At 70.8% G+C, this 15,275-nt stretch carries 13 protein-coding genes; 6 read left to right on the top strand and 7 right to left on the bottom strand.

Translation table 11 applies throughout. The features are described 5' to 3' along the window. Window positions 1-369 precede the first annotated feature (369 nt). Entirely contained in the window at window positions 370-813 is a 444-nt protein-coding gene (locus tag ACBJ59_RS27770) for a peroxiredoxin (protein WP_375113179.1), read from the top strand. 323 nt (window positions 814-1,136) lie between these two features. Here the strand turns inward: ACBJ59_RS27770 and ACBJ59_RS27765 are convergent, their stop codons facing one another. The 4 genes from ACBJ59_RS27765 to glgX all read right to left on the bottom strand — a co-directional run bounded on the left by ACBJ59_RS27765 (window position 1,137) and on the right by glgX (window position 8,603). After that, complete coding sequence (locus ACBJ59_RS27765) at window positions 1,137-2,117, bottom strand: hypothetical protein (protein ID WP_375113178.1); 981 nt, start codon at window positions 2,115-2,117, stop codon at window positions 1,137-1,139. A 565-nt stretch (window positions 2,118-2,682) separates the two neighbouring features. Continuing rightward, entirely contained in the window at window positions 2,683-4,398 is a 1,716-nt protein-coding gene (gene treZ / locus ACBJ59_RS27760; RefSeq protein ID WP_375113177.1) for a malto-oligosyltrehalose trehalohydrolase, read from the bottom strand. Then, complete coding sequence (gene treY / locus ACBJ59_RS27755; RefSeq protein ID WP_375113176.1) at window positions 4,388-6,517, bottom strand: malto-oligosyltrehalose synthase; 2,130 nt, start codon at window positions 6,515-6,517, stop codon at window positions 4,388-4,390. The genes treZ and treY overlap by 11 nt, the downstream gene beginning before the upstream one ends. After that, window positions 6,510-8,603 carry a glycogen debranching protein GlgX gene (gene glgX, locus ACBJ59_RS27750; protein ID WP_364120453.1) on the bottom strand — a complete coding sequence of 698 codons (2,094 nt, stop codon included), beginning with the start codon at window positions 8,601-8,603 and terminating at the stop codon, window positions 6,510-6,512. The genes treY and glgX overlap by 8 nt, the downstream gene beginning before the upstream one ends. A 227-nt stretch (window positions 8,604-8,830) precedes the next feature. Between glgX and mscL the strand changes: the two genes are divergently transcribed. From mscL to pip, 3 genes are read left to right on the top strand one after another with little or no spacing between them, the layout of a single operon-like run. Beyond that, window positions 8,831-9,253, top strand: a complete 423-nt coding sequence (gene mscL, locus ACBJ59_RS27745; protein WP_375113175.1) for a large conductance mechanosensitive channel protein MscL — start codon at window positions 8,831-8,833, stop codon at window positions 9,251-9,253. 37 nt (window positions 9,254-9,290) lie between these two features. Beyond that, complete coding sequence (locus ACBJ59_RS27740; RefSeq protein ID WP_375113174.1) at window positions 9,291-9,866, top strand: hypothetical protein; 576 nt, start codon at window positions 9,291-9,293, stop codon at window positions 9,864-9,866. Between the two features lie 16 nt (window positions 9,867-9,882). Beyond that, window positions 9,883-10,836 (top strand): prolyl aminopeptidase, encoded by a 954-nt coding sequence (pip, locus tag ACBJ59_RS27735; RefSeq protein WP_375113173.1) that lies wholly within the window; start codon window positions 9,883-9,885, stop codon window positions 10,834-10,836. Here the strand turns inward: pip and ACBJ59_RS27730 are convergent. Both ACBJ59_RS27730 and ACBJ59_RS27725 read right to left on the bottom strand, forming a co-directional pair. After that, the gene (locus ACBJ59_RS27730; protein WP_375113172.1) at window positions 10,808-11,359 is read right to left on the bottom strand and encodes a phosphatase PAP2 family protein; all 552 of its coding nucleotides are present in this window, start codon (window positions 11,357-11,359) and stop codon (window positions 10,808-10,810) included. The two genes, pip and ACBJ59_RS27730, sit on opposite strands and share 29 nt — an antisense overlap. A gap of 82 nt (window positions 11,360-11,441) precedes the next feature. Beyond that, window positions 11,442-11,744: a hypothetical protein gene (locus ACBJ59_RS27725; RefSeq protein ID WP_375113171.1), complete on the bottom strand. Its 303-nt coding sequence runs from the start codon at window positions 11,742-11,744 to the stop codon at window positions 11,442-11,444. 79 nt (window positions 11,745-11,823) lie between these two features. Between ACBJ59_RS27725 and ACBJ59_RS27720 the strand changes: the two genes are divergently transcribed. Both ACBJ59_RS27720 and ACBJ59_RS27715 read left to right on the top strand, forming a co-directional pair. Continuing rightward, the gene (locus tag ACBJ59_RS27720) at window positions 11,824-12,618 is read left to right on the top strand and encodes a universal stress protein (RefSeq protein ID WP_375113170.1); all 795 of its coding nucleotides are present in this window, start codon (window positions 11,824-11,826) and stop codon (window positions 12,616-12,618) included. A 10-nt stretch (window positions 12,619-12,628) separates the two neighbouring features. Next, window positions 12,629-14,710: a sensor histidine kinase gene (locus ACBJ59_RS27715; RefSeq protein ID WP_375113169.1), complete on the top strand. Its 2,082-nt coding sequence runs from the start codon at window positions 12,629-12,631 to the stop codon at window positions 14,708-14,710. On the opposite strand, the gene ACBJ59_RS27710 is transcribed toward ACBJ59_RS27715, so the two are convergent. Beyond that, on the bottom strand, window positions 14,651-15,259 hold the full coding sequence (locus ACBJ59_RS27710) for a DNA-binding response regulator (protein WP_375113168.1): 609 nt from the start codon (window positions 15,257-15,259) through the stop codon (window positions 14,651-14,653). The two genes, ACBJ59_RS27715 and ACBJ59_RS27710, sit on opposite strands and share 60 nt — an antisense overlap. Window positions 15,260-15,275 lie beyond the last annotated feature (16 nt).

Raw genomic sequence — 15,275 nt, 5'->3', positions numbered from 1 at the left:
GTGTTGTGGCCTTGCGCAACTGGCCCAGGGGCAGGCGGTGCGCTGTGCACAGCCGGCGCAAGGAACCTGGGTGTCTCGGCCACCCGCCTACAGGAGGCAGCCGCCCCTGCCCACCAGCAGGACGGATCCCCCTTTGCCCCCCAGCAGGACGCACCCCCCTCCATCCACCAGCAGGACGGATCCCCCGCCGCCCAGCGGCGGGACGGATCCCCCTCCACCCAGCAGCGGGACGCACCTCCCCACACCCGGCGATCCACCGCAGCCGCTTCCCCCCACCCACAGGACGCCACCGTCTCCGCCCGTCAACAGGCCCCAGCCGCATCCGCCCGACGGCAGCAAGCGACCACCCCCGGCCGCCCTCAGCTCGACGTGGTCTCCGACACCGCGAACGCGACGATCTTGTTCGCCTACCCGTCAACCGGCCTGGCCACGTCCCTCCCCCCTGACTGGGACCAGGTCCCCGGGGCCATGGGCTGCACCCTGGAGAACCGCCTGTTCCGCGACCGCCACCCCGAGTTCACCGCCGCCGGGGTCGCCGTCCACGGCGTGAGCACGCAACGCCCGGACGAGCAGGCGGCCTTCGCCACCGCGGAGTCGATCCCGTTCCCGCTGCTCTCAGACATGGACCTGCACCTGGCCGCCGCCCTGAGACTGCCGACGTTCCGAGCCGGTCAGGCCATGAAACTCAAGCGCCTGATCCTGCTGATCGACCGCTCCCGCACCATCCGCCACGTCATCTTTCCGGTCCTGGACATCCCTTCAGCCATCACCGAATCCCTGGAAGCCGCCCAATCCCTCAACTCCACCACCTGACCGTTTCCGGCCTCCACCCTGAGCCCTCACCCTCTGCTCCCCCGCCCCGCCACAGCGTTCAGGCAGCCGGTCCAGGTACGGGGTTCGGGCCAGCTTTCACGTGGAGCCACCAACCGTCTTGAACGGGTTGCGCCCGATCTGTGGTGGGGGTGGCCGAGACACCCAGGTTCCTTGCGCCGGCTGTGCACAGCGCACCGCCTGCCCCTGGGCCAGTTGCGCAAGGCCACAACACCCACGCCTTGCACCGGAGCAGAATGCACTCCGCTAAGAGCGGAGCCTGCCCCACGGTCGGAGCGGTGCCCCAGCTGAGTCGGGTGGCTTGGTCAGGCTGCCAGGATTCGCGAGGGGTCGGGGGTTCGGCAGTCGATCGAGGTCAGGGTGGCGTGGTGGGAGGCCTGGGTCGCGCACAGCCAGTCGTTCAAGGAACCGGTGAAGCCTGATGGTGGGCCGACCTTGAGGCAGGTGATCTGGCCGGTGCCGGGGGCGGGGCCCACCTTGAGGCGGCGGATGCTGCCGGTGCGGCCCAGCTCGCCCAGGTCCGCGTCGTACGGCGTCAGCTGGACGCCGAACGGGAGACCGCCGTCCGGCTGGTCGGATGGGTGAATCTGGAGGAAGTCATCGATGTTGCGGTGGGTGGCTGCCGGGTGGGTGGTGAGGTAGGTCAGGTGGTCTGTCAGCAGCCGGTTGGCCACCGTGCGCAGGAGGTTGGTGGCGCACAGGTTGTGGGCGCAGGCGGCGCCGTCCAAGGTGATCTCTGGGAGGGCGAAGCGGCGCAGGCCCCGGGACGTGACGCGCAGGCAGTCGCATGCACCCATGTCGGACGGGTCCCAGGGCGGGCAGGTCGCGGCGTCGTGGACCTGGACGTCCCAGGACAGCCAGTCGTCGTTGAGGCGGAAGTGGGTCGGCTCGCCGGCACATCGTCCGCAGGTGAGGATGGTCGAGCCGGTCAGCGGGTCGATCAGCAGGCCGTCGCACTCCCGGGCCAGGGCTCTGGCGGAGGCGCGGGCCACCTGCACGGTGGTGAGGAGTTTGTGTGGGGGTGCCGTGGACTCCACCACGATGTGTTGCTTTGTGCGGCGCAGGCGGCGTCTCTCGTCGTCCGTGAGGTTGGTTTCGATGGGTTTCCACGGGGTCGGGTGGTGGGTCACCGACAGAGCGCCGTTGCCTGCTGCGCTGATCGCGGCTCTTCGGTACGGGCCGCCGACGCGCCAGGGCACGAACGACTCGACGTCGAACGGAGCGTGATCCGTAGCGACGATGAAGAGGGAGGTCATGGCGTCGGGCAAAGGGAGGGTGATCTTCATGGCTCGGTGGCCTCCGTGCGGACGGGATCGTAGTGGTGGATGGAGCTCGGGCAGGGGTCGGGGCAAGGGGAAAGCGGAACGGGCGAGGTCGGACGTGTTCGGCTTGGGTACTGGGGTCTGCTTGGGTACTTGGGTCTGCTTGGGTACTTGGGTCTGCTTGGATCCGCGTCGGATGGGCCGGCCTCGCCCGATCCGGCTCGGGTCCGATCTGGAGGCACTCAGGATGGACGACGGCGGCTGGGGGGCGGGGAGTGGAGCGGGATTCTGTGGATGACGCTCCCGGCGGAAGACACGCCTGTGGAAAACCTGGCGATGCATGCGGCAATCAATGAGCCACCCGGTCCGGGGCGCGGGACACGGCAGCGGCCGAGCCGGGGGATCTCGCGGGCGCCAGGTTTACGTGCTGCTGGGCCGGTGGTGCGCAGGCGAGGGCGTCGTGCGGAACTGCGTCCCCGGCACTCCAGCGGCGGCCGGCACGTACGGGGCGGCTGGCCCTGTCGGGTCGGGAGACGGTGGGGGTCGGTGGTGGGTGGTTGGGAGGCGGGGTCGTTGTGGGGAGGGGTGGTCAGGGGGGTGTGGGGCGGGTGATCACCATGGACTGGGCGGGCAGGTGCAAGCCCTCCCCATCCGCCGCCACCGGCTCGTCCGAAGCCAGCAGCACCGTCCCCGGCGGCAGCGGCAGCGTCACCGACTCCAGTGAGAAGTTCACCGCGACCGCCAGCTCCCCCCGCCACACCAGCAGCCACTTCCCCAGCGGATCCACCTCCACCCGCACCCGGTCCAGGCGCGGGTCGGACAGCTCGGGCAGGGCCTTGCGCAGGGCGATCAGGTCGCGGTACCAGCACAGCAGCGACCAGTGCGCCTCCTCCTTCACCTCGCTCCAGTCCAGCTTCGAGCGCAGGAACGTCTCCTCGTCCGAAGGGTTCGGCGCCTCCCACGCGTACCCGAACCCGTCGAACTCCCGCTCCCTCCGCGTCCCCTCGCTGTCCCGCAGCGCCGGCTCCACGTGGTCGGAGAAGAACAGGAACGGCGAGCGCGCCCCCCACTCCTCCCCCATGAACAACATCGGCGTGAACGGCGAGGTCAGGAGCAGGCCGGCGCCGAGTTTGAGCGCGGGGATCGGCAGCCGGTCGCCGGCGGGGCGGTTGCCGATCTGGTCGTGGTTCTGCAGGCAGGCCACCAGCCGGTGTCCCGGCACCCCCGCGAAGGGACGGCCGTGCGCGCGGGCCCGGAAGCTCGAGTAGGTCCCGTCGTGCAGCACCCCGCTCGTCAGCACCTTGGCCAGGGCCGAGAGCTGGGCGAAGTCCTGGTAGTAGCCGTGGCTCTCGCCGCTGACCGCGCAGTGCAGGGCATGGTGTACGTCGTCGTCCCACTGCGCTGTCATGCCCAGGCCGCCGGCGTCGAGCGGGCGCACCATGCTCGGGTCGTTGAGGTCGGACTCGGCGATCAGGGACAGCGGCCGGCCGACGGAGCAGGCCAGCGCGTCCACCTCCTCCGAGAGCTCGGCCAGCAGGTGCTTGGCCCGCTTGTCGTGCAGCGCGTGCACGGCGTCCAGCCGCAGCCCGTCGATGTGGAAGTCGCGCAGCCACTGCAGCGCGTTGCCGATGAAGTAGCGCCGCACCTCGTCGGACTCCGGCCCGTCCAGATTGACCGCTTCGCCCCAATAACTGCCGTCAAATCCGGAAAAATATGGGCCGAACGGCCGGAGGAAGTTCCCCGACGGCCCCAGATGGTTGTAGACCACGTCCAGGATGACCCCGATCCCGGCCCGATGGCAGGCGTCCACGAACGACTTGAGCCCGTCCGGCCCCCCGTACGTCTCGTTCACGGCATAGAGGTCGACCCCGTCATACCCCCAGTTACGCCCGCCCGGCACCGGCGCCACCGGCATGACCTCCACGAAGTCCACGCAGAGCTCCACCAGGTGCGGCAGCCGCTCGATGGCCGCCGCGAACGTCCCCTCCCCCGTGAACGTGCCGACGTGCAGCTCGTAGATCACCGCCCCGCGCAGGTCGCGGCCCTTCCAGTCGTGGTCGGACCAGGTGAAGCGGGCGTGGTCGTACACCGCGCTCGGCCCGAAGATCCCCTCCGGCTGCCGCCGCGTGCGCGGATCGGGGTACGGCCCGTCGCCGTCCACCATGAAGGAGTAGCGGGTGCCGTGCCCCGCCTCCGCCACCTCGGCCGACCACCAGCCCCCCGCCCCGGGCGACATCGCCCGCCGCCCGCCCAGGACGACTACCTCGACCGCCGTGGCCTTCGGTGCCCAGACCTCAAAGATCATGTCTCTCCAGGAGTGAGACCGGATACTGACCGAGCAGGTGCGCCAGCGGGATCCGCCCGGTGAACAGCGCGCCGGTGAGCAGGTCCCGCCAGGTGCCCGTGGGGAGCGTCAGGGCCGTGGCGCCCCATCCCGTCGCGGCCAGGCGCACGGGGAGCCGGGTGGCGACGGCGACGGCCTGCGGCCGCTCGCCGCGGGCGAAGGCGATCACGTGCTCCGCCCGCTCCCCCTCCGCCTCCATCGGCAGGTACGGGGCCGCGCCCCCCAGCCTGCGCCGCAGCCGCAACGCCTGGGTCGTGACCAGCAGCTTGGCGGAGTCCCAGGACGTCTCGGGCTTGCGCGGGTACGTCACGGGCCGCCGGTTGTCCGGATCGACCAGGGAGAAGTCGGTCGTCTCGTTGCCCTGGTACACGTCCGGCACCCCCGGCATCATGAGCTGCACGAGCTTGGCCCCCAGCGAGTTGGACATCGCGAAGGGGTCGATGCGCTCGGTGAACCCGCCGATCGGCAGGCGTACGGCGGCCTCGGCGAAGGAGCGTAGCCGCCGCTCATAGGACGGATCCGGACTTATCCAGGAAATGGCGGTCTTGGCCTCCCGCGCGGCCTTGAGCAGGTAGTCCGTGAACCGCTCGGCCGAGATCGGCCAGGCGGCCATCAGGTTCTGCCAGGCCAGGTAGTCGAGGTGGGGGTCGAAGCTCACCTGCGCCGACCACTCCGCCACCGCCGCCGCCCACTCCCCGGGCATCTCCGACAACACCGACAACCGCGCCCGCACGTCCTCCGACCGCTTGGTGTCGTGCGTGGACAGCGTGGTCATCGCGTACGGGGACATCTCCTCGCAGAAGTCATGGAAGTCCTCAACCGACTCCCCGAACGCGTCCGGCTCCCCGCCGACCTCGTTCAGGCAGGCCAGCGGGAACCACCGGTAGAGCGCCGTGTCCTCCACGCCCTTGGCCATGACCGGCCCGCACGACTGCTGGAACCGCACGATCGACTCGGCGGAGCCGTACAGGACCTCGCGGACCAGCGGCTGCACGGCGGGTGAGCAGGACTCGGCGGCCAGCTCGACGATCTCGGCCGACTCGGGCGGCGGCGGCTCCCCCGGCACCACGTACGCCCGGTAGACCGGCATCGCGGCGAGCAGCTCGCGCACGGCGGCCGGGTCGCACGAGGTCACCCTGGCCAGCCGGTCCACCTCGGCCCCGAAGAACAGGTCGAGCACCTCCCGCTTGGCCTGCGCCATCACGGGCCGGTACTCGGCGGGCTGCCCCGTCATGTCCGCGAAGATCTTGACCAGCGGCGCCTTGCCGGCCGGATCGACGAAGAGGCCGTTGACCCGGTTGAGCACCTCGTAACCGGTGGTGCCGTCGCACGCCCAGTCGTCCGGCAGCCGCTCGGGACCGATGAGGATCTTCTCCACCACCGTCCACGCGCCGCCCACCCGGTCGCGCAGCCGATCGAGGTAGCCGCGCGGATCGGCCAGCCCGTCGGGGTGATCGACGCGCAACCCGTCCACCAGCCCCTCGTCGAGCAGCCAGAAGATCACCTCGTGCGTGGCGAACAGCACGGACGGGTCCTCCACCCGCAGCCCGATCAGCGACGACACGTCGAAGAAGCGCCGGTAGCCGGGCCCCTCGCGCCAGTCGACCAGCCGGTAGTGCCCGGGATGGGGATAGGCGTGCTCGTGGTAGCGCAGCACGTCGCCGTCCACGACCGGCTCGGTGTCGTCGCCCAGCACGGGCAGCGCGACCTTCCCGTCCACCCAGTCGATGTCGAACCAGGGCGCGTACGGCGAGTCGGGCCCGTCCTTCAGCACCGACCAGAACTGGGCGTTCACCGTGTTCATGTGGTTCGGCACGATGTCCACCACGATGCCCAGGTCGTGGGCGGCGAGCTGCTGCGCCATCTCCCTGAAGCCGGTGGCGCCGCCGAACTCCTCCCGGATCCTGGAGTGGTCGGTGACGTCGTAGCCGTGTCGCGACTCGGGCGTGGACTGCAGGATCGGCGACAGGTAGACGTGGCTCACGCCGAGGTCGCGCAGGTAGCCGGCGATCTCCGCCACCTGGGCGAAGCCGAAGTCGGGGGTCAGCTGCACCCGGTAGGTGGAGATGGGCCTAGACACGACGCAGCACCCGTACGCTGCGGCCCGGGACCGCGATCCCCTCTCCCGCCTTGACCATCCGGGCGTCGAGCCTGATCGGCATGGCCGTGTCGATCTCCGTGTGCCACATCTCGCCGTAGTCCTTGGGGATCGTGAACTTGATCGTGTCGTAGTGGGCGTTGAAGAGCAGCAGGAACGAGTCGTCCCGGATCGGCCGGCCGCGCCGGTCGGGCTCGGTGATGGCGTCGCCGTTGAGGAAGACGGCCAGCGACTTCGCGTATCCCACGTGCCAGTCGCCGTCGGTCATCTCCTCGCCCGAGGGGGTGAGCCACGCGATGTCGCTCAACCCACGCACCGGCTTGCCATAGAAGAACCTCCTTCGCCGGAAAACGGGATGCTTCTTCCTGAGCTCGGCCAGGCTCTGCGTGAACTCCAGCAGCAGCCAGTTCTCCCTGACGTCCGACCAGTCCACCCAGGTCAGGTCGTTGTCCTGGCAGTAGCCGTTGTTGTTGCCCCGCTGCGTACGGCCCAGCTCGTCGCCGTGCGAGAGCATCGGCACGCCCTGCGACAGGAAGAGCGTGGTGAGGAAGTTGCGCTTCTGCTGCTCGCGCAGCGACTCGATGGCGATGCCCGCCGGGCCCTCCTCGCCGCAGTTCCAGGACCGGTTGTCGTCGGTGCCGTCGCGGTTGCCCTCCTTGTTGGCCTCGTTGTGCTTGTTGTTGTACGAGACCAGGTCCTGCAGGGTGAACCCGTCGTGGCAGGTCACGAAGTTGATCGAGGCGGCGGGGCGGCGGCTGTCGTCCTGGTAGAGGTCGCTCGACCCGGTGAACCTGGAGCCGAACTCGGGCAGCGTGGCCGCCTGCCCCCGCCACAGGTCGCGGATCGTGTCGCGGTAGCGGCCGTTCCACTCGGTCCACCGGGACGGGAAGTTCCCGACCTGGTAGCCGCCGGGGCCCACGTCCCACGGCTCGGCGATCAGCTTGACCTGCGACAGCACCGGATCCTGCTGCACCAGGTCGAAGAACGAGCTCAGCCGGTCGACCTCGTGCAGCTCCCGCGCCAGCGTCGAGGCCAGGTCGAACCGGAACCCGTCCACGTGCATCTCGATGACCCAGTAACGCAGCGAGTCCATGATCATCTGCAGCACGTGCGGCGAGCGCATGAGCAGGCTGTTGCCGGTGCCGGTGGTGTCGACGTAGTAGCGCTTGTCGTTCTGGACCAGCCGGTAGTAGTCGGGATTGTCGATCCCCCTGAACCCCAGCGTCGGCCCGAGATGGTTGCCCTCGGCGGTGTGGTTGTAGACGACGTCCAGGATGACCTCGATGCCCGCCTCGTGCAGCCCCCTGACCATGGCCTTGAACTCCAGCACCTGGCCCCCGCGCTGCCCCTGGCTGGAGTAACGGTTGTGCGGCGCGAAGAACCCGATCGAGTTGTAGCCCCAGTAGTTGGACAGCCCGCGCTGCTCCAGGATGTGGTCGGTGACGAACTGGTGCACCGGCATCAGCTCCAGCGCCGTCACGCCGAGCTTGGTGAGATGGTCGAGGATCTCGGGGTGGTGCAGGGCCGCGTACGTGCCGCGCAGGTGCCGGGGGATCTTCGGATGGCTGATCGTCAGCCCCCGCACGTGGGCCTCGTAGATCACGGTGTCGTGGTACGGCGTCGCGGGCGGCCGGTCGTGACCCCACCCGAAGAACGGGTTGATCACGATCGAGCGCGGCACGTAGGGGGCGGAGTCGAGGTCGTTCCTGGTGTCCGGCTGGCCGAAGCGATAGCCGTACACCGCCTCGTGCCACCGCACGCCACCCTCGATGGCCATGGCGTACGGGTCGAGCAGCAGCTTGGCCGGGTTGCAGCGCAGCCCGCGCGACGGGTCGTAGGGCCCGTGGACGCGGTAGCCGTACCGCTGGCCGGGGCCGATGCCCGGCAGGTAGCCGTGCCAGATGAACCCGTCCACCTCGGTGAGCGGCACCCGCGACTCGACGTTGTCCTCGTCGAACAGGCACAGCTCCACCTTGTCCGCGACCTCGGTGTAGAGCGAGAAGTTCGTCCCCGCACCGTCGTAGGTAGCCCCGAGTGGATAGGGGTCTCCCGGCCAGATCTCGATCATCGAGGCTCCCTTGCGGTCTCTCCCCATGTTCCGTTCCCCCGCTCCACCCGACAACCCCGGGCCCCACTGATCACCATGTTCCTTCCCACGCTGCACCGATGATCACTCGGATCGAGATCAAAGCCCGAGGTCAAAAGGGGTGGACCGCCCCCGACGGCGCGGTATCGGAGGCGGCCCACCCGTCCAGCATCGTTTGCGAGCGCCGCTCTGGGCTACATGCGAATGTCATGGGCGGTTTCAAACAGTTCTTACTTCGCGGCAACATCGTCGAGCTCGCCGTGGCGGTGATCGTCGGCGCCACGTTCAGCGGCCTCGTGCAGGCGCTGGTCAGCGACCTGATCACCCCCTTGATCGGCGCGATCACCGGGGGCCGGCAGCCGAACTTCGCCGACTACTCGTTCACGGTCAACGGCAGCGTGTTCAGGTACGGCGACTTCCTCAACCACCTGATCACCTTCCTGATCATCGCGGCCGTCGTCTACTGGCTGGTCGTGGCCCCGATGACCCGGCTCATCAGCCTGTTCAACCGGGACCAGGCGGCCGCGACCAAGCAGTGCCCCGAATGCCTGTCCGACATTCCCGCCGAGGCTCGCCGGTGCGCGAGCTGCACGGTGGAGCTGGTGCCGGATTCGGAAAAACCCAGGCAGTGACACGCGACCGGCGGCACCGGTTCGGCAAGATGGACCGATGAGCGTTGAGTTGATGGTCTGGGACGAGCCGGTGCCGATCAGCAGGGACCAGGCGCGTGCGACGTACCTGGCGGTCAAGCGGACCGAGCCGGGGGGCGGTGACGTGCCCGACGTCGCCAAGGAGCTGCCCGGGGAGATCACGCTCTATCCGGGACACGTGCTGGTGACCATGGACCTGGACACGATGGACGAGATGTCCGCCCAGGTCTTCACGATCGCCCGCGCCCACGGCCTGGTCTGCTACGACCCCCAGCGTGACCTGGTGCACAACGTGGCGCCGCTGGGGGTCTACGAGGGCATGCAGCTGCACACGGGCGACGGCATGATCGTCAACGACCCCGACCTCGGGCTCGTCCACGACGTGCTGGGCACCCTGTCGCCGCAGAACCCGTTCGTGGCGCTGGTGAACTTCGGGCAGCACTTCCTTCAGGTCTCGCCGGGATACGAGCTGGAGTACAAAGAGGGCACGCTCGTCCGCGCGATGGTGCCGGAGCTGGCGGAGGTGCGGCAGGCGTTCCACGAGTACGCGACGGGCGACCGCTCGTTCCTCGCTCGCTACGAATTCGGAAAGTAAGGCAGGATCAGGGCCTATGAGAACCCTGTACCCGCCCATCGACCCGTACGACTCCGGCCTGCTCGACGTCGGCGACGGCAACCAGATCTACTACGAGGTCTGCGGCAACCCCCACGGCAAACCGGCCGTCATGCTGCACGGCGGCCCCGGAGGCGGGTGCAGCGCCAAGCACCGCCGCCAGTGGAACCCCGAGCTCTACCGGATCGTCCTGTTCGACCAGCGCAACTGCGGCCGGAGCCTGCCGCACGCCTCCGACCCGGCCACCGACCTGAGCGCCAACACGACGTGGCACCTGGTGGCCGACATGGAGCGGCTGCGCGAGCACCTCGGCGTCGACAGGTGGCAGGTGTTCGGGGGGTCGTGGGGCAGCGCGCTGGCGCTGGCGTACGCGCAGACGCACCCCGAGCGGACCACCGAGCTGGTGCTGCGCGGGATCTTCACCCTGCGACCCCAGGAGCTGCGCTGGTTCTACCAGGAGGGCACCTCCGAGCTGTTCCCCGACCTGTGGGAGCGCTTCGTCGCCCCGATCCCGGAGGAGGAGCGGGGCGACCTGATCGCGGCCTTCAGGAAGAGGCTGGAGGGGCAGGACGCGGACGCCAGGCTGGCGGCGGCCAAGGCGTGGGCCCAGTGGGAGGGCGGCACGGTCACGCTGCTGCCCGACCCCGCGCTGGTCGAGGAGTTCGGCGAGGACAAGATGGCCGTCGCCTTCGCCCGGATCGAGAACCACTACTTCACCCACAGCGGCTGGTTCGAGCCCGGCCAGCTCATCAGGGACGTCGGCAGGATCCGGCACATCCCGGCCGTGATCGTGCAGGGCCGCTACGACGTGTGCACGCCCATGGCCACGGCCTGGGACCTGCACAGGGCGTGGCCGGAGGCCGAGCTCCACGTGGTCGACGCCGCCGGGCACGCCTACTCCGAGCCGGGCGTCCTCGACCGGCTCATCGCGGCGACAGACGGGTTCGCATGAGTCGTACCGCGGGGGTGACGGCCCCGACCAGCAGCAGCGCGAACAGCGGCGCGAGCGCCAGCCCCAGCAGGAACCCCGCGGCCACGTCGTGCGGATAGTGCACGCCGACGAACACCCGCGAGAACGCCATGACCGCGGCCAGCGGGAACACCGCCCACGCCAGGGCCCGCCAGGCCAGCACGAGCGTGGCCGCCGCGCCCGCCGCGATCACGGAGTGGTTGCTGGGGAACGACCAGTCGTCCGAGGGCGGGCACACGGCGATCGTCGTGATCCCGCCCCGGCACGGCCGGTCCTCCCGGACGAGGAGCTTGACGACCTCGCTCACCACGTACGCGGCCACGATCCCGGCCGGTCCCGCGATCACGAGCGCCAGGTCACGCGCCGGCCCCCGCCACGCCCGCAGCGCCGCCACCACGAAGAGGGCCGCGAACACGAATAACCCCGCGTCCGTGCCGACCTCGGCGAGCGTGTGGAGCCATGCGGGCGTGGTGAGAGAGAAGTCGACGATGTCCTGGTACAACACGTGTCCAATCCGTGAATAGGCAATGGACACGACCTTACGAACTCAACCCGTCAAACGCCTCCACCAAAAGGTGGAAAGATCCTCAGGACAGGAGCCGGCGGGCCAGGGCGGCGTGCTTGGTCTCCAGCTCGCCGCGGGTGATCAGCCCCCGGTCGAACGCCTCGGTGGTGGCGTCGCGCTCGGCGACGTAGTAAGCGGCCATGATCTCGCTGCGGAGCGGCGTGAACCCGCGCTCCACGCAGTCGGAGAAGACGGTGGCCTTCCTCTCCACGGTGTCGAGCGCCACCGTGCAGGCCAGGTCACGCTCTTTGAGCTGCTGAACCGCTTCACGGAGCGTGACGGGGCCGAGGGACCCGTTGAACCGGGTGTCAAGGGTGATCTTCACGTTCTTTGCGCCTCCGTATATTGACAACGCTCCCCATAAAGCCGCGTATTCCCTGTTCAGAGCGGGTAAGAGGGGTGTCGTGATCGGAGCGCACGTGATCGTCGGCTACACGAATGACGCGGGCGGGAGCGACGCTCTCGCCCTCGGCTCCGCGATCACGCGCGTGACCGGCGGCGAGCTCACCATCGCCACGATCTACCCGCCGGGCAGCCCCGGGCTGGCGGTCGAGGCGCAGGCCAACCTGGCGCACGCGGCCGAGGAGCTGGGGCCGGTCCCCGCCGAATACATCACGTACGAGAGCAGGGGCTCCGGGCGCGGGCTGTCGGTGGTGGCCAGCCGGATCAGGGCGGACCTGATCGTGGTCGGCTCCGCCTCCGGCGGGGCACCCGGCCGCATCGCGATCGGCGCCACCTCCGACCACCTGCTGCACCTGTCGTCGGAGGCGGTCATGCTGGCGCCCGCCGGTTACCTCCCGCCCACCGAGCCCACCCGCCTCACGCTGGCCTACGTGCACCGGCCGCAGTGCGACGCGGCCGTCGGGCAGGTGGCCCAGGCGGCGCTGCGGCTCGGCGTGCCGCTCCGGCTGATCACGCTCGACCTGCGCACGGAGGACCAGGGCAAGCTCCGCGACGACCTCGCGCTGGCCGTGCGGCTGGCGTGGGAGACGACCGGGATCGAGGCGGAGTCGGAGGTGGCCGAGGGGCACGACGTGGCGGCCGCGCTGCGGGACGTCGAGTGGCTGGAGGGCGAGCTGCTGGTCTGCGCGGCCAGCGAGGACGCGCAGCCGCACCGGGTGTTCCTCGGCGAGCTGGCCATGAAGGTGCTGCGCGCCTCCGCCTGCCCCGTCACCGTTCTGCCCAGGGGGTTCTCCTAGGCTTGCGGGTGTGTTACTGGCCCGTGTGATCGTGGTGGCGGTGCTGGCCGCCCTGTCCAGCGTTTACGTCCTGGCGGGCGCCGCCGGGGCGGTCCTCGTCTTCGCGGTGCAGTGCCTCTACACGCTCTGGGCCAGGAAGTGGTGGTTGCTGGCCGCGCAGGCCGCGCTCGTCACCTGGGTGACGCTGGGGACCGGGGCGTCCGTGGTGGTGCTGGGCTACCTGGCCGGCTCGCTGCTGGTGACCCGGTTGTGGGCGCTGGCGCCCGGGGTGGTGTTCGGCGCCGTCGTGATCGCGTACGCGCGGGGCGGCGACGTGATCACCACCCTCGACCTGACGATCACCACGATCCTCATGACGCTGATCGTCCCCGGCCTCATCCGGCTGGTGGAGCGGGTGGACGAGCTGCACGCCACCCGACTGGCGCTGGCCGCCGCGGCGGTGGGCGAGGAGCGGCTGCGCATCGCGGCCGAGCTCAGCGACGGGCTGGGGCGCGGCCTGGACACCGTCATCGGCGGGGTGCGCCGGGCCCTGGCCGGGGCGGGGACCGCCGAGCTGGGCGAGGTGGTGGCCACGGCACGGCAGTCGCTGGCGGACGCCCGCGCGGCGGCGGCCGGCTTCCGCGCGATGTCGCTGGCCCCCGAGCTGACCACGGCCAAGGCCATGCTGGCGGCGGCGGGGGTGGCCGTGGAGGTGCGCTCGGGGCACACCGAGCCGCTGGGACCGGCGGGGGCGCTGCTCGCGGCCGTGCTCCGGGAGGCCGTCACCGACGTCGTACGCCACGGCGCCGCCCGTACCTGCGTGATCGAGACCTCCGAGGAGGCCGGCACGGTGGGCCTGCGGATCACCGACGACGGCCGCCGCACCGCCGAGGACGACGCCCTGGCCGACCTCGCCCGCCAGGTACGGGCCGCGGGCGGCCGGCTCCGGAGCGGCCTGTCCGACCAGGGCCGCCACACCGTCGAGGCCACCCTGCCCGCGCCCCAGCGCCGCCCGGAGGAGCGCGAGCCCGCCGACGTGTCCGTGCTGCTGCTGGCCGCCGTGCTGGTCGGGTTCGGCGTCAAGGCGCTGCTCCGGATGCCGCCGGCCCTGCTGGTGCCCGGCGCCGCGATGCTGGCCGTGATCGTGGTCATGCAGCTCAGGTCCGTCACCGGCCGCCACATGACGGCGCTGGCCGTCATGGCCGTGCTCACCTACGCGCCGGTGCCGGTGTTCGGGCCGATCTGGCTGGGCGCGAGCGGCTTCCTGGCCGGGCCGGTGCTGCTGGCCTTCCGCCCCCTGATCGCCTGGCCGCTCGTGGCCGCCGTCGTGGCCTCGACCGCCGCCATCGCCGCCCTGTTCGGCCTGCCCCTCCCCCAAGGAGCGAACGTCACCCTGAGCACCCTGGTCACCGGCCTGGTCGTCTACAGCCTGCTGCGCCTGGCCCGGATCGCCAAGGAGCTCCAGGCGGCCAGGGAGGGCCTGGCCCGCTCGGCCGTGGTCGAGGAGCGCCTGCGGGCCGCCCGCGACCTGCACGACCTGCTCGGCCACAGCCTGGCCGCCATCCTGCTCAAGTGCGAGCTCGCCCGCCGCCTCCCGCCGGAGCGGGCGGGGGCGGAGCTGGCGGAGGTGCTGGAGATGGCCGAGCGCGCCGGGCACGACCTGCGCTCGGTCTCCGGCGAGCAGCGCGACCTGTCGCTGGCGGCCGAGGCGGAGTCGGCCGCGTCCATCCTGCGCGCGGCCCGCGTGGAGGTGACCGCCGACCTGGCCCACCCGCCCCTGCCGGCCGAGGTCGAGACCGTGCTCAGCGCCGTGCTGCGCGAGGCGGTGACGAACGTCCTGCGCCACAGCACCGCCCGCCACTGCTCGATCTCGACGGCGGCCGACGGCGGCCTGGTGCGGCTGACCGTGCGCAACGACGGCGCCCGCCCGGGCGAGGCCCGCCGCGGCTCCTCCGGCCTGGGCAACCTGACCACCCGCCTGGCCGCCCTGGACGGCCGGCTCGCCACGGGCGTCGAGGACGGCTGGTTCCGGCTCGACGCCCGGGCGCCCTACCTAGATCCAGCCGGACTCGGTGGCGATGCGGACGGCGTCGGTACGGTTGCGCGCGTTTAGCTTGGCCACGATGGCCGTCAGGTAGTTGCGCACGGTCCCCGGCGTCAGGTGCAGCCGCGCGGCGATGTCCGGGGCGTCGGCGCCCCCCGCCACCAGCCTCAGCACGTCGGCCTCGCGCGGCGTGAGCGGGTTGTCGGCCAGGTCCCAGGCCGTGACGGCCAGCGCCCGGTCGAGCACCCGCTTGCCGCCGGCCACCTCCCGGATCGCGCCGATCAGCTCCTCCGGCGGCGCGGTCTTCAGCATGAACCCGCCCACCTGCGCCGCCAGCGCCCGCTTGAGGTGCGCCGGCTTGCCGTGCCCGGTGAGCATGAGCGTGCGGCAGGCGGGCACGCGGGCATGGATGCGGGCGGCCGCCTCCAGGCCGTCCAGCTCGCCCGGCATGTCGATGTCCAGGACGGCGACGTCGGGCAGCTCCACCGCGGCCGAGGCGACGGCGGCCGCGCCCGACTCGACGGTGGCGACGACCTCCAGGTCCGGTTCCAGGTCGAGCAGGGCCGCCAGCGCGCCCCTGATGACGGCCTGGTCCTCGGCTACGAGTACGCGAATCACGCACACATTGTCCACC

It is taken from the genome of Nonomuraea sp. MTCD27 (assembly GCF_041950495.1).
GTDB lineage: Bacteria > Actinomycetota > Actinomycetes > Streptosporangiales > Streptosporangiaceae > Nonomuraea.
The sequence above is the reverse complement of the archived record's forward strand: the minus strand, read 5'-3'. Positions and strand labels throughout refer to the sequence as shown.

Coding starts and splice junctions, on each gene's coding strand:
- glgX (WP_364120453.1), bottom strand. CDS start 8,603: ATGATCGAGATCTGGCCGGGAGACCCCTATCCACTCGGGGCTACCTAC.
- ACBJ59_RS27740 (WP_375113174.1), top strand. CDS start 9,291: ATGAGCGTTGAGTTGATGGTCTGGGACGAGCCGGTGCCGATCAGCAGG.
- treZ (WP_375113177.1), bottom strand. CDS start 4,398: ATGATCTTTGAGGTCTGGGCACCGAAGGCCACGGCGGTCGAGGTAGTC.
- mscL (WP_375113175.1), top strand. CDS start 8,831: ATGGGCGGTTTCAAACAGTTCTTACTTCGCGGCAACATCGTCGAGCTC.
- ACBJ59_RS27765 (WP_375113178.1), bottom strand. CDS start 2,117: ATGAAGATCACCCTCCCTTTGCCCGACGCCATGACCTCCCTCTTCATC.
- pip (WP_375113173.1), top strand. CDS start 9,883: ATGAGAACCCTGTACCCGCCCATCGACCCGTACGACTCCGGCCTGCTC.